6 protein-coding genes are annotated in these 15,802 nt (G+C 51.0%); all 6 read right to left on the reverse strand.

All coding sequences use genetic code 11. The features are described 5' to 3' along the window. Positions 1–65: 65 nt before the first annotated feature. A complete protein-coding gene (locus ACYVK4_RS31340; RefSeq protein ID WP_461131536.1) occupies positions 66–1,214 on the reverse strand; it encodes an aldose epimerase family protein in 1,149 nt (382 codons plus the stop codon). Between the two features lie 33 nt (positions 1,215–1,247). Then, a complete protein-coding gene (locus ACYVK4_RS31345) occupies positions 1,248–2,297 on the reverse strand; it encodes an AAA family ATPase (RefSeq protein ID WP_461131552.1) in 1,050 nt (349 codons plus the stop codon). A 143-nt stretch (positions 2,298–2,440) separates the two neighbouring features. Then, positions 2,441–3,355 (reverse strand): PorP/SprF family type IX secretion system membrane protein, encoded by a 915-nt coding sequence (locus ACYVK4_RS31350; protein WP_461131537.1) that lies wholly within the window; start codon positions 3,353–3,355, stop codon positions 2,441–2,443. A 177-nt stretch (positions 3,356–3,532) separates the two neighbouring features. Next, positions 3,533–5,905, reverse strand: coding sequence for an OmpA family protein (locus tag ACYVK4_RS31355; protein ID WP_461131538.1), 2,373 nt, complete (start codon positions 5,903–5,905; stop codon positions 3,533–3,535). A 242-nt stretch (positions 5,906–6,147) separates the two neighbouring features. Next, positions 6,148–7,122 (reverse strand): PorP/SprF family type IX secretion system membrane protein, encoded by a 975-nt coding sequence (locus tag ACYVK4_RS31360; protein ID WP_461131539.1) that lies wholly within the window; start codon positions 7,120–7,122, stop codon positions 6,148–6,150. A 5-nt stretch (positions 7,123–7,127) separates the two neighbouring features. Further along, positions 7,128–15,802, reverse strand: an 8,675-nt coding sequence (locus ACYVK4_RS31365; RefSeq protein WP_461131540.1) for an SdrD B-like domain-containing protein, incomplete at its 5' end; no start/stop codon positions are given.

A 15,802-nucleotide genomic window follows, 5' to 3' on the forward strand; every position in this document is an offset into this window, starting at 1 on the left:
ATCGACTAGTGGACAAATTATCAGTTTCGTCGAGTAACTGACCTGATTTGTCCACTACTCACTACCTACTTCGCTGAAAACTTATACACCGTCGTGCTCTTATACGTCTCACCAGGACGCAGCACGGTCGACGGGAAATTGGGTTTATTGGGTGAATCCGGAAAATGCTGGGTTTCCAGGCAAAGTCCATAGCGACGTTTGTAGCTTATCCCCTCTTTTCCTTTAAGGCCGTTCAGGTGGTTAGCGGTGTAGATCTGAACACCGGGTTCGGTGGTGTACATCTCCATAAAGCGTCCCGTTTCGGGGTCGTGAACAGTAGCCCCCAGTTTCAATTTATTCGCAGCACCAGTCAGGACCCAACAATGGTCATATCCTGAGCCGTACCGAATCTGGACGTTGGTTGTATCGTTTATCCTGTCTCCTACAACCGCTGGCTTTCTGAAATCAAAGGGAGTTCCGGCAACCGGAGCAATCTCGCCCGTTGGAATCTGGCCCGCATCGGTTGGTAAATAGGAATTGGCCTTAATCATCAACGCATACCCCAACACATCCCGTTTCATTCCCGACAGGTTGAAGTACGTATGGTTGGTCAGGTTGAGAACGGTGGGCTTATCGGTTGTTGCCTGATACGTAATGCGCAGGGCATTGTCTTTTTGCAGCGTATAAACAACCTCTACCGACAAGTTTCCCGGATACCCCTCCTCCCCATCGGCAGAGGTGTAGGTCAGGCGTAGAGCGGGTTCCTTGCCGGCAATTGGGGTGGCCGTCCACAGTTTTTTATCGAACCCGACGCGTCCGCCGTGTATGTGATTGGCCCGGTTGTTGGCGGCCAACACATATTCTTTGCCATCGAGCGAGAACTTAGCCTTGCCGATCCGATTCCCGAACCGGCCAATAATGGGCCCCAGGCTGGGCGTTCCTTTCAGATAATCGGCAAAGGTGGGCATGCCCAGTACAATATCCTCATAGTTGCCGGTTTTATCAGGAGCCGTACAGGAAACGACATAGCCGCCGTAATTGGTGATCTTCACGGTCATGCCCGACGCATTGCGAAGCGTGAACAGGTCAGCCTGACGGCCATCCGGAAATTGGCCAAAAACTGTTTTTTCAATATCGGCCGTTGTTTTCACAGCTCGGTTGGGTTTAGGTCCGGCATGACCGTGGAGAACCTGTAAAGCCAATATACAGGACAGTACACAGGAAAGAAGTTTCATTTTGGGAAGGTTTAGAAAAGTCAGCAAGCTGGTTTAGAACCCCATTTTTACCTCCTGCCGCTCACCGGAAACGGTTTGTTCGTCGAGGTTAAAAATATCGGCCAGAGTCATGGGCTGATCGGTGCGGTAGGTCATACCCAGATGATTGAGCAAACTGTTGGCTTTCGCGGGGGCCAGCTTACCAAAGGCGTAGTCCACCATCAGGCGCCCTTTGCGCAGCAGCGCCTTATCCAGCAAGTGTTTACTGGCATTGAACGTAGCAATGACCTGAATGTGCATGCAGTCGGCCAGGAGCCCATCCGTTAGGTTCAGGATGTTCGACACACTGTTGGTATCGCCACCGGCTTCGCGCGATTGCAGAATCCGCTCGGCATCTTCAATAATAAGTACCGACTCCTTATTATCGAGCAAGAACGGAATGATCTCGGGAGACGTCAGGTAGTTAGTCATGTAAGGCGGCAAAATAAGCATGTCCTTTTTGACCAGCGAGCTGAGGTGCTTTATGTAGGTCGTCTTACCGGTTCCGGGTTCGCCATGCAGCAAAATCAGCCCCTTGCTTCGGTTCTGACCCAACAGGTCGACCAACCGCTCATGCACGGCAGGAAAGTCGTCATTGTAATGCAGGGCAAGGTCAATGTCGGGCGGCAGGATCTCAACACGCTCGGTATGCAACCCCCCCAGCCCACTCTGAATCAGGTAGATATGCGTCTGATTATCTTCATGAACGTATTTATGCTCCTGCAGGCCATCCATCAGTTTTTTGGCCGATGCTTCATCGCGGTAATAGCCATAGAGCCGAAAGAACCGGTCACCTACGTACTCGGCTTTCAGGATCATGCCATCCTCGTGTTGATAAATCCGCTCAATAACATGCCACCCCTCGTCATTCACCCGCGTTGAGTTGTTGATCAGTATAAAACCACGACTATCGAGCAATTCCTGGGCAGACGGCTTGAAATCGTCATTAAAGTGCAGGTAATTTGGATAGCTACCAAACGTTTGCACATAATGCGGTGCCAGTGGAAACTCGCGGTCGAGGTCACTGGGTATATATAGATTTTGAATAATGGCTTGATTGGGCATAGCACTGTTGACCGACAGATTGCGCAACAAACCAGCCTCGGAAATCTCGTCGTATGATTTCAAATGGGTGCTTAGTTACGTTTAGCAGGAGCTAAGATATTGAAATTTTTCGTAGTGCATTCAAGGAGGCACCTACGGATAATCTAATAGGTAAATTTAAGCTCGTTGGGCGAAAATCGAAGCATGATCTCATGAACGCTTTTCTGATCATACTGCATGGCATTGGGACTCTCGGGTGTTTGGGAATTGAAGGTATATCCCAGCCGAATGCTTTTGGTTAACTGATACTCTACAAACGCCTGTATGTAGTTGGTTTGAATGAGGCCGGGGCTGTTTTGCCGATAAGAAAGACCCAAACCAACTTCTTCATTGAACCAGGCCCTCACGTTTACGTCGACACCCAAAGGTCGGTCAGCTATTTTCGAGACCAGAATCGACGGAATTAGTACGGTCGTTTCGTCTAACTCCAGGGGCACTCCAACCTGAAACATGACCGGCCGTACACTCCTGTATAAATATCGTCCGGTTGCATCCGTTACCTGTCCCCCAAGTTCAGGGGCAGATACGCCCGCAAAAAGGCGGTCGGATTGGTAGTAGATACCTACCCCCAGGCTGGCCACTGCCCGGTTCACACTGGCAGCCGTCGTTACATCATATATTGGCAAAACGTTAACCCCACCCTGAAAACCGATCGATAATTTAGCCAGTGCGGGCAAGTTGAATCGGTAGGCAAAACTTCCATAAATACCCGTTGTGGCAAACAGGCCCATCCGGTCGTTTAAGGCCTGAAACCCCAGCCCAATTTTTCCGTTAGCAATGGCCCCGTCGGCTGAAACGCTCTGGGTAATAGGCGCATAACGAACGCTGATCCACTTCCGGCGAAGAAAGGCGGATAACTGAAAAGACTCCCGACTGCCCGCATAGGCAGGATTGATACTTAACGGATTTAACAGGTATTGCGAGTAGAGAACTTCTTTTTGGGCCTGAGCCTGTTGACTCGTAAGCAAACCCAAACTAACCAGCAGGACAATAAAGAAATAAGAGTAAATAGAACGCATAAGGGCTATAGAAGTGAAACCATTTACAATCGGAGGATTTAAACTAGTAAACGCCAAATAGCCTGTTTAGGTACAGGACATTTGGCGTTTACGTACAACAAAGGTATAAGCCGCTTCAGCATTGACAAAAAGAGAGGTGTCTACCCCAAATGCTGAGGGCCGGAAGTCTAAAACCTGTTACTCAAGTTTCAGAATTTTGATCTCCGTCCGGCGGTTTTGCTGATGGTCTTCTTCCGGGCAATTCACGCCATCTTTACATTTATTCAGCAAGGCGCTCTCGCCGTATCCTCTGGCTACCAACCGCTTGGTGGGAATCCCTTTCGACTTCAGATAGGCCACCGCTGATTTAGCCCGGTTCGACGATAAGGTTTTGTTGTAAGCAGCCGTTGCGCGGCTATCCGTATGCGACCGCATTTCGATCGTCATGGATGGGTACTTCGTTAATAACGCAACGACCTTGTCCAGTTCGGCAGCGGCATCAGGACGAATAACTGACTTGTTGAGGTCGTAATAGATGTTATCAATTTGAATGACATCGCCTTTCTTAAACATGGTAAGCTCTGTGGTACCGGTACCATCCTTTGCAATACGCCCGCCAATCGTACCCATATTGTCTTTCATGGCTTCGAGTGCGTAATCGCAACCCGGCTGAACAGTAAATTCATAGCTGCCATCGGGACCAGTGGTTGTTTCCTGCGTGCTGCCATCGCACCCGTTCACCAATACCACTTTTACTCCATCAATGGGCAATTTGCCAGTTTGAGTCGTTACCTTTCCCCGCAAGGTAGAGACGGCCTTACTCACTTCTTTTGGCTTGTCAAGCAGAATTTCCAGGCGGGATGGCTGGTCGTCGGACAAATCTTTCGTGGAGAAACCAACTTTATTATCGATATACCCTTCCCGAGTGGCCAGGAATTTAAAGTCACTATCCACATCCAGACAAATACGCACCAGTCCTTCAGCATCGGTTTTTAAATCCTTTTGCTTATTACTGGCTGGATTATCCATAGCTACCGATGTGTTGGCCAGTGGCTCTCTGGAATTGGCATCCACTACACTTACGGTCAACTCACGACAAGGGTATAGAGACCCTTCCCGGGTGAACTTATACAAATCGTCATCGGCTCCGCCATGCTTCCGGTTACTGCTGAAATAACCCGCATTCCGATCGCCGTCCGTTACGATACCGAAATCATCTTTCGATGAGTTAATAGGCTCGCCTAAGTTTCGAACCACCCGCGCCTGCTGGCCGTCGGTTGTGAGCTGTGCATAAAATATATCGAGATCACCCAATCCAGCCCGGCCATCTGATGAGAAATAGATGTTTCCTTTTTCATCCGCAAAGGGGAACAATTCATTGCCTTTGGAATTAACCTCTTTGCCAAGATTCACCGGCTCTCCCCATTTACCATTTGTCCATCGGGACACGTAAATATCCGTACCACCCAGTCCACCCGGGCGGTCAGAGGCAAAATATAGCAGCTGATCATCCTTCGATAACGATGGATGACCCGTTGAATACTCATCACTATTGAAAGGCAGCTCTTCGGCTTTGCTCCAGATACCACTGATCTGGGTGGCGGTAAAGAGTTTGAGTTTATTGACACCATCAGTGCTTTTGCGGTATTCACCATCGTTGAAGTTGTTCCGCGTAAAAATAACCCGCTCACCATTTTTGGTAAAGGTCGCAGGTCCTTCATGATACTTCGTATTGAGTGTCCGGCTAAACCGATCTGACTCACTGATGGGCTGATCTTCATACCCCTTACTAATGTTAGTTCCACCGTAAAAACCAACCGTACGGGTATCGTTAGCCGTCGGGGCCGTGTAATCGTCACTTCCGAGGGGACGGATCAACCGCGTTTGTATACGCTTTGTGGACGCGGCACTTCCCCCCAGGCTTGATGCCTTCGACGCCCGGACGGTTTTTAAATCGGGCAGGTAATACAAGTCCAGAAAGGGCGTGTTATTCCATTTAAATACCCGCTTGATCCCATCGCCCCCCTTGCCGGCCGATACGTACACCATGCCATCCTTGTAAAGTGTGGGGCTAAATTCAGCATTTCGGGTGTTCATGGTTAGGAATTCAACTTTGTAGCTGCCTGCGTTGCGGGTAAGCGCGTTGACATCACTATATAGTGTCGAGAACGATGTGCTTCGCTTATCACTCGTTTGGGCACTACCATATTTATCGTAAGCTTCCTGAGCTTCCCGGTATTTCCCATTGCTAGCCAGCGCCTGTGCGTAAAACAAGTACGATTTGACATAATCGGCTGGCAGGGGACCACTGGTAATCAAGTCACGATACACACGCTCTGCATTTTGCATATCGCGTGTTTGCTGATAGCTGTAACCAAGTTTAGCCCGTGCTTCACGTCGTTCTTCCTCCGAAAGGGTTGCAGGGTTTGCAAGTGCCTGCTCATAAAGCTCAATGGCATTTACATACGCTAATTGATCAAATTGATGATTGGCTTTTTTTGTGAGAGACTGCGCCAGTAGCTGACTGACTGTCAGCCAGGTGAGCATTAGTACAGAAGAAATACGTATCATACGGTATAAAGATTGGAAGCATCACAAAATAAAAGGTATACCCTCCCGGCTGAACCTGAGGGTATACCTTTCGCTATGCAAATACTGAGCCGAAGTACCTGTGAAGCCGGAAAATAGTAAAGGGGTAAAAAAAGCAAACTAGTAAAGTAAGTCGATGAGCGTGCAGGCTATCCATTACATAGTGGATTTACCTGAACGCTCATCGACTTACTTCACTAGTTTCTTACCCGATTACCTGTTCGTTAAAAATAACGAGGTGTCAGAATACGATTCTTACCAAAACCAAGTTCATAGCGAATCATGATCTCGTGCGAACTGGGTGCAACACTCTGCAAATTGCTCATGGTGCGATCGTAGGCATAGCCAAAGCGGAACTGGTCGGTCAGCTGCACTTCCAGCATACCAACCACAGCATCCGTCGTGTATTTCGACCAGGTTGAGAACTGGTTCCGGCGAATAGAGGCCCCAATGGCGATGCGATCAGCGAACCAGAAATTGATATTTCCATCAAATCCCAGCGGAGCCCCTTCGGCGTATTTTACCAGGAAGGATGGCTTCATTTTAACCACCGGGCTGATACCAACCACAAACCCAGCGGCCAGATATGCCTGACGCGCCTGTACCGACCGATAATCGCCTACGTTGTACTCGCTCAACTTGTTTTTAATCAGGCGAGGTACCGAAATGCTCAGATACGTACGATCATTGCTTAGATAGATACCCGTACCAAAGTTTGGAAGCATCTTCGAGATGTTGCTGGCAAAAGCCGGGTCCACCTGTCCATCGGGCGATGTTTTCACATCGGTCAGGTTTGCCTGATAGCTCGAAGCGCCAGCCTGAAGGCCCAACGCTAATGTACTTTTAGCGCCTACTTTGATGCGGAAGGCGTAAGAAGCAAATGCTCCCGTTTCCTGAATAACGCCAACCTTATCGCCATAAAGCTGCAACCCAACCCCTACCCGCTCGTTATTGAGCGGCATATCGGCCGTAAACGTTGCTGTTTGCGGAGCACCCTGTAGGCCGGTCCACTGGTTCCGGTAGAGGGCCGACATGCTCAACACATCCCGACTACCGGCATAGGCCGGGTTAAGAGCCATCATGTTGAACATGTATTGCGAGAACATCTTGTCCTGCTGAGCCCGGACCTGGCTGCTACCGATCCCGAGGATCAGTAGCAGCACGATTGCCGAATGTTTCATTGAAAACTTGTTTGACATCGGTATTATCGGTTAATCGTCATGTATCGTACAAACTTGCGTCCGTCGCTGGTGTTAATCACATAGTAGTACGTTCCGTCGGGTACGCCGTTTGCATCCGAAGCAATCGCGATGCCGGTGTTTGGCTTACCATCCCAATCGTTTTTGTAATCATCGTTCGTGTAGACCAGATGACCCCAACGGTTGTAAACTTCGAGACTAACCGTCAATCCTGCAACTCCCCGTATCACGAACAGATCATTGATACCATCACCGTTTGGCGAGAAGCCTTCCGGAATGAAGATCGTCAGGAATGTTTGTGGCAGATTTAACGGAGTCGCTTCGCGTTCGTTCGAGTCAGTTGGGTTTCCGTTACCATTGAGGTCAGGATTCACACCACTCGTCGACACATCGCTTACCGTACCGGTTTTCGATTTAGCGTAGGCGTAAGCCGTATTCAGGAACGTCGTTGTGCTGCCGTTTGAGGCCACATTAATGACGAATCGAATCGTGTCAGCCTTACCGGCGGCCAGTACACTGGTGCTGTCGCCCAGAACCAATAGCGGATCAGAGCCACCGTTAAAGTCCGGATTCAGCTTCAGGGCACTGCCCGTTGAGGTCGTGAACGGCGCCTTCACAAGGGAGTAGGTAGCACCTGTCTGGCTATTGAAGACCTTCGACAGGGTGTCACTTACACTCACATTATTCAGCGCATCCGGACCGTAGGCTTTCACCACAACCTGATACGTGACGTTGAAGCTACCATCCGACTGACGAACTGTATCGCGCACAGTCATGGCCACACCGATGAACGATGTTGTCGACTGACCGTTCAACGCAACTGGCGTTGGCGTACTGTTATTCCGTGGATCGAGGTCATTGTCGGGGTCGTTGTTTGTACCGGCCGTCGACATATCCTGTACCAACTGGCCAGTTGGCGTCAGTGCCGTTGCATCAGCCATGTTAAAGAATGTCAGCGAATCGGCATTCCTTACGTCTACCCGAACCGTGAAGCTCAGGTTACTCTTGGCGCCTACTTCCAGCGTACTCAGCGAATCGATCAGCATTTTCGTTACCAGGCCTTGTCCGGTATAAGCCGGATTGATCGCTACACTACCTGTGCTGGTAACAGAAATCTGGTTACTAACAATAAGTGCACCGTGACCGAAGGTTTCCGAAAGATTATCGACAACCTGTACTTTCTTCAGCGGAACGCTACCCAGGTTGCTCACCGTAATGGTGTACGGGATATCATAGATACCATCGGAGACCATTGTTGGCGTACCTACGTATTTCGAAACACCTATCAAGCCAGTTGGCAGATCAAAGCGAACCGTCGTGGATAACGAACCAGCTGGTGCCGGATCAAATCCATTGTTCGAGATGTCTTTAACGACCTGGCTCAAATCAGGAGTTTGAGCAACCACAGTTGCGCTGGAGTAGAACGGACCATTGTTGCCATTCGGCTTGATGTTCACCGTTATCAGCACCGTATCCTGAGCACCCACGGCCAGTTGGCTGGCGCTTGTCAGAATATTCGAATCTGAACCGCCATTGAAGGCAGCGTTGGCAACCAACGTACTGCCTGCCCCGACAACCGGTGCACCCACAACACTGTAAGAGGTTGGTGATGCGAACGTTTTCAGCAGGCTATCTGTCAGAACGACTCCTGTCAAGGCTACATCGCCATAGTTCTTGATCGTCGCTTTGTAGGTGACGTTATATGAACTATCTGGCAGTGGTACAACCTTAACAACTGCGAGTGCCAAACCTATAGCCGGGCCCTGAGGCTGAGCGGGTTTCAGCGTGAAGCTGGAGAAACCTGCGTTATTGGTTGGATTACCGTCGTTATCCGGATCCGTATCGCCACCATTTACCGACTGGTCCCATACGCCCGCCTGGCTATTCATAGCCGATGCATACGCCGTGTTTTTGAACGTTTGGGTCGTATCGCCAGCTGTGCGTTTAACAACCACGTCCAGTTTAAACGTCTGGGAAGCCCCAGGCAGAATGTAGCTGGTCGAATCAATTAACTGCACATAGCTAGTAGCGCCCGTGAAAGCTGGATCTGCTTTGAGCGTAGACCCTGCCGTGAACATCACCTTGGCCGACTGTACCGTGTTAGGAGCAAAGGCGGCTGCCAGATCATCAGCAACCCGAACCTTACGCAGCGTATCGTCGCCAAAGTTCGTCGCTACGAAGCTATACGAAACCTTGATGAGCGAGTCGCCTACCGTTGTAGGTTGACCCAGAACTGCTTTTGCCAAACCGATCAGACTTGCCTTGTGAGACGATGTGTCTTTCACGGTTACGCTTGAGGTGTTGTTGGCCAGGTTAGTGTCGTTATTATCGAGATAGGTGATCTCGGCTTTATTGACCACTTCCTTGCCTTTAACCGTTATACGAGCGGCAAAAACAATCTGCTGCGATTCGCCCACTTTCAAACTATCAATCCGTTTGGTGATAACCCCATTCGACACTTTGTAAGCGGGTGTCGAGACTGGCAGTAACTCCAGGCCTTTCGGCAGTACATCACGAACGTCGATATTCTTAGCCGTATGTGTACCGTTGTTCGTTACCGTAATGGTATACGTTACCGGTGCACCATTCTTCACAAAGGCCGTGCTGGCTAGCTTAGCGATACTAACATCTGTGTTGAGTGTATCGGCAGCGCAGTTGAAGACTTTTACAACCACTTTAGCCGGTGCACTTAAACAACCCGATGCGTTATTCCGCTCAACAATCCAGTAGGTGCCTTCGCAAACCGAATCCGGACGCATCACGATGTTCGACGTGGTGCACTCACAAATCCGGTAGATGTACGAGCTACCTGCATTAGGCGACGACAAGGCTTTTGTCAGGTCGACAATTTTAGATGGGCAGGTGTTGCGCAGGTTAGATACCAGGGGCGGCATCACAGGCTCAGCAACATTGACGACCACACCCTCTGATTTAACGGAGCTACAGCCTTTGGCGTCGAACAACTGAACGCTATACACACCACTCGCCTTGACGACGATGTTTTGTGTGGTTGCGTTGTTGCTCCATTTGTAAGCTGCAGCACCTGCGGGTGCTTTCAGCGTTACTGAGTCGCCAAAGCAAAGCTTCGTTCCACCCGCCACCGTTACTACCGGGATCGACTTGATGCCGTCAATTGTCAGCAACATATTATCGGTAGCAACCGGGCAGTTTGGGTTCGCGGTTTTTACTGTCAGGGTCAGGGTTACTTTCCCTGACAGTATATCCTCAGCACTGGCGGTATAGACAGCGTTTAGTGCAAACGAGTTATCGAACGACCCACTACCACTGGTGGTCCAGTGGGCGGTTTTACCCGCACCACCCATGACACCACTCAGTTGATAGGTCTTCGCGGCACAAACACTGGCATCTACACCGGCATTAGCCGTAGCCGGATTCTGTGTATCGCAAGGCATTGGATCATTACAGGTGTTGATCTGCACATGAATCGCAACGGGCAGGCTTACACAGCCGTTGGTGGTTTTCTCAACAACGTAGTACGTTCCGGTACCTACAGCGGCTGGATTAGCCACTTTCGAACCACTGCTCAGCGACGCATCGGTATAGTATTCAAACACACCACCGGCAGTTGCGGCCTTGCTGGTTACAGCGGTAGCCAGATCCACCGTTACGAACGGACAGGCATTTGTCTTATCGACCACCGTTGGCTGCGGTACTTTCGGCAGTATAGTCACCGCGATTGAATTCGACGGTGCGCTCTTACACTGGTTCGAGTTGCAGCACTGTGCCGTGAAGTTCGCCGAGCCAGCCAGTGATACGGTGATCGACTGACCAACCTGATTGTTCGACCAGGTCACGTAGCTATTCGGTCCACAACCTTCAGCTACCAGCGTTATCGGTGCACCGAAGCAGGCTGTTGTGCTACCCGTTGCGCCAACGACCGAGATCGTCGGAGCCGCCGGAGCGCCTACTTTGATGGTCGTGTAGGCTGACCAGTCACCCAGGCATTCGCCTACTTTGCATCGTACACGGAAGCTTACATCGGTCGTTGGCGTGATGGTCAGCAAGCTGCCCGTCGTGTTGTTCGACCAGATATAAGAACCACCTTCACAACCCGTAGCTGTCAGCGATACGGTTTCGCTGACACAGACAGCCGGTTTGTTGCTCACGATGATCGGGATGGCCGGTGTGCCTAATGTGATGTGTGCACTAGCCGATGGTGCACTGGTGCAACCATCAACGGTACAGGTAGCCGTTAGCCACATATCACTGTAGACCGCTTTCGAATAGGTTGCCCCTTCTGAACCATCCGACCAGATCACTTTGCCACCTTCACAACCCGTAGCTGTCAGCGATACAGTGTTGCCACTGCAAACCGTGAACGATGAGGCAGACAGTACCGGCGGTGCAACAGCACTCACCTTCACTTTAGCACCCGCCACGTCGAGAGCAGCACATTTTTTACCAATCAGCTGCAGTACATCCGTAGCCGTTGTAATACCCAGTTTCACTACCGACAGATCAACGTAGTTCTTATCAGCAGCATTGGCGTTGTAGACCAATGTGTGAATGGTGTATTCAGCAGCCTCAGACGATACGATGAACTGTGGCGTTGCGCTGGTCTGCTGAACAACTTTGCCGGCTCCTTTTGTCAGTACATAGAGAACTGAATATCCCGTCGGCTGAACCAGTCCACCGTTCGGTGTAGCGCTAATCGCTACCGTCGCGCTCGATGTGCCACAAACGTTTCCGTTTACAGCCACCAGCGTGCCGGCTTTAGCTGCGCAATCGCCTGGGTTGATGGTGATCGTTACCGATGGATCGCTCAGACAGGTACGGTACTTACACTGAGCGTAGTACGTTTGCGTGCCTTCTGGCCGCACCACGATCACCGCGCCTTTGTTGTTTCCGTTTATGTCGTTAGCCGACCAGATAACCTCTCCATTGCAACCCGATGCCGTCAGTGTTACTGTACCACCCTGCTCAACAGTCGTAGCCGATGCCGTAACGGTTGGCATAGCCACCGGTATTACAGTGATGGTATACTGCTTAGACGTTTCGCTGGAACAGGTTCCATCTGTGCAGAAGACCGAATAAGAGGTCGTCTGCGTTGGGGCGACAACGATACTACCGGTGGTAGCCGTCGTGCTGCTCCAATGGGGTGTTCCAACACAGTTCTGAACGGTCAGTGTCACTGTTTCGCCCGGACAAATTGTATCCGTGCTACAGATTACCGTTGGCTTCGGTGCCGATGTTACATTGATTTTAATAACATTCGATTTACCAGTGCCACAACCAGCGCCTGCGGCTGGTGTACAAAGCGCGTAGAACTCATTGTAGTTTGGCGTCACGACCATCGAAGCAACAGGGCCCGTCTGGCCATCAGACCATTTAACCGTACCACCCTCGCAACCCGTAGCTGTCAGTGACACGATGCCACCACTACAGATCGACATAGATGATGCTGTTACAACCGGAGCCGGAGCCGTTGATGTGCTCACGGTTACGCGAACCTTGTTCGACGCTTCGCTTTCACACGACTTACCAATCTTACAGGTAGCGTAGTAGGTAGCCGTAGCCGTTGGGTAGATATCAACGCTTGCACCCGTTCTGCTCAACCCGTCGATGCCATACCATGTTACTGTACCAGCGCATCCTTTTGCTGTCAGCGTCAGTTTATTTCCGCTACACAGCGTTGTGCTGCTGACAGAGATAATCGGAGCCGTTGGTGTCACAACCGTGATATCCACCGTATTCGATGGCTGACTCTGGCAGGTGCGTGATTCGCACCATGCGAAGTAGCTGATATTCGTGGTCGGATACACGGTGATGCTCGGACCAGTCTGGTCTTTCACATTCCATTTAACCGTTCCGTTACAATTGGCAGCCGTCAGGATAACCGCACCTTTCACACAAACTGTGTCCGTGCTGGCCGTTACCGTTGGGGTAACTGGCGCCACCACATTGATTGTGTAGACAGGCGACGATTTGCTCACGCAACCACCTTCTGTTTTGCAGTATACCGAGTAGCTATTGTTACCAACAGTTGGCGTAACAATGATGCTGCCGGTTATTGCTGTCGTACTACTCCAGTAGGGCGTACCCACGCAGTTCTGAACGGTCAGCGTTACGGTTTCACCTGGGCAAACCGTTGATGTGCTGCATATGATCGTCGGCGTTGGGATATCCGTCGTGATATCGATCGTTTTCGTTGCAGGGTTACTTGGGCAGCTACCGATCACGCACTGTGCGGTGTAAGTTGTCTTGCCATAAGGTGTAACCACAATAGACGCGCCGGTCTTTGTTTTATCAGACCATACGATCGTACCCCCTTCACAACCCGATGCGGTCAGCGTTACCGATGTACCTGGGCAAACAGTAGAAGCACTTGCCAAAATGGTTGGCACTTTCGGCTCGACAACAGTTACCGTGATTGGGTTCGATGCAGCACTCGTACACTTACCAACTACACAACTTGCTGTATACGTAGTGGTGACGAATGGCGATGCAAACATGGTCTCACCGGTCTTATTGTTAGACCATATGATGGTGCCACCTTCACAGCCCTTAGCTGTCAGTGTCGTGGTTCCTCCCTTACATATCTCCGTGATGGCACAAACCAGTAGCGGAGGCTGGACATTACAAGGGATAACATCGATAATTACAGCAGACGTATCGTTCTGTGCATACTTCGGATCGTTGTCTGGGCTATTAACAATGGCCGTGTTCTTAATGGAACCAGACGCATTAATCGTAGCCTCAATCAGCAGATTACGGTTTGAATTTGCCGTCATCGTACCGATTGTCCAGATTCCCGTTCCAGCGTTATACTGACCGGCAGGTGTCGAGCTAACAAACGACAGCGTGGCTGGCAGTACATCGTTTACGCTGACACTATTGGCCGTGACAGGCCCGTTGTTATTGACTGTGATCGAGTAGGTAATTTTCTGGCCTACACTGTAGGGACCAGCTGTAACTACCTGTTTCACCACAGCCAGATCAGCCAGACAATTACCAACGGTCAGCGTTATCGACGAGCGATCACTCACACAACCGGTTTCGTTAAAGGCTTCTGCATAGTAAACAACAGAACCTGTTTTTGCTGGCGTTACCACCAGTTTGCTACCGCTCTGGGTCGTACCAATCAGCTTGCCATCCTGGTCATACCAGTTGATTTTGCTGCCCGGAGCGAAGCCTACCAGTTTCGTGCTGCTGCCCTGACAAACAATAGTGTCATCACAAGCTACATTAACAGGTTCCTTTGGCCGTTTATTGATCTGAGCAATCAACGAGCTGGTTGCCGACTGACAAATACCACCCGGACCGTCCGGATCGTTGGTTGTTGCCGTAAGCATTACGTTACCCGTTTTCATATCAGCCTTGGACGGCGTATACGTTGTGGTCAGACTGGATGGGTTACTAAATGTACCCGTACCATTCGATGCCCAGGTTACGCTTGTTGCTGAACCGGACAGAATCGCTTTGAGCGGAATCACATCTCCGGCGCAGACTGCTACACCCGGACCCACGTCAACACCAGCTACGTTCTGACAGTTGCAATCAACAATTTCAACCGTTAATACAGTTGGGTTGCTGTAGCAGTTGCCCGATTTTGCGAACAAATAGAGTTTACCCGCGCCAACGGCCGTCAGGTTTGTCACTCGTGTGGCAATCGAACGATCCATGCTCGTATACCATTCGTATACAAGGCCAGTCTCGCGGTTTTCAATCTGAATCTTGGTCAGATCAACCGTTGTCGACGGACAGGTGTTCTTAATGTTGCCCAGACAAATTGGAGTCGGAACGGTCGTAACCGTTATAACTACCGGCTTGCGAGCACTGCGGCAACCGTCTTCAGTCGTTACTTCAACGTAATAAACCGTCGTTGTCGTTGGATTGACGCTCACGGGTACTCCGTTATCTACTGTAGCGAAGGCCGTTCCATCGAACGGTGTCAGGTACCAGCAAATTTTAGATTTTGGTACTGGAGTCGATGCAACCAGGTTAATTGCATCTCCGTTACAGATCGTCGCATCATTTGACACCACCAAACTAAAGTTAGTTGGGCAAGCTGGGAAGAAGCCAGCATCCAGATTGGGATTGTTCTCGCCCGGTGCCAATGTCACCGACCGGGTCACCCCCGTGATCGGGTTAATGTCCGAATCCTTCGTGTCGTCACCGCCTTGCTGAGCCAGCGTGGCCGTGTAGCCCACCGGTGTGGTGAAGCTCAGCGAGTAAGGTACGCCCGGCGTCAAGCCCGTGAAGGAGTAAACGCCCGAGGCATTGGTCGTCGTGGTAGCCACCACCGTGCCATTGCTGACCAGTGTCACCACCACGCCCGGGATGCCCGGCTCGCCTGCGTCCTGAACCCCGTTCTTGTTGGTGTCCACGAAGACGAAGTCACCCAACGAGGCACTTGGAATGTAGAAGCCCGCGTCCAGCGTGGGGTTGTTCTCCCCCGGGGCCAGCGTCACCGACTGGGTCTTGCCCGTGATCGGATCGGCGTCGCTGTCCTTGGTGTCGTCCCCTACGTTAGCCAGGGTGGCCGTGTAGCCCACCGGGGCGCTGAAGCCCACCACGTAGCTCAGACTGCTGCCCGGCGTCAGGCCCGTGAAGCTGTAGAAGCCACTGGCGTTGGTCGTCGTGGTCAGCGAGGCCGCTCCGTTGACATACAGAGTGGCCACTACTCCGGCTAAGCCGGGTTCGCCACTGTCCTGGATGC

It is taken from the genome of Spirosoma aerophilum (assembly GCF_054782495.1).

Coding starts and splice junctions, on each gene's coding strand:
- ACYVK4_RS31340 (WP_461131536.1), bottom strand. CDS start 1,214: ATGAAACTTCTTTCCTGTGTACTGTCCTGTATATTGGCTTTACAGGTT.
- ACYVK4_RS31350 (WP_461131537.1), bottom strand. CDS start 3,355: ATGCGTTCTATTTACTCTTATTTCTTTATTGTCCTGCTGGTTAGTTTG.
- ACYVK4_RS31345 (WP_461131552.1), bottom strand. CDS start 2,297: ATGCCCAATCAAGCCATTATTCAAAATCTATATATACCCAGTGACCTC.
- ACYVK4_RS31360 (WP_461131539.1), bottom strand. CDS start 7,122: ATGTCAAACAAGTTTTCAATGAAACATTCGGCAATCGTGCTGCTACTG.
- ACYVK4_RS31355 (WP_461131538.1), bottom strand. CDS start 5,905: ATGATACGTATTTCTTCTGTACTAATGCTCACCTGGCTGACAGTCAGT.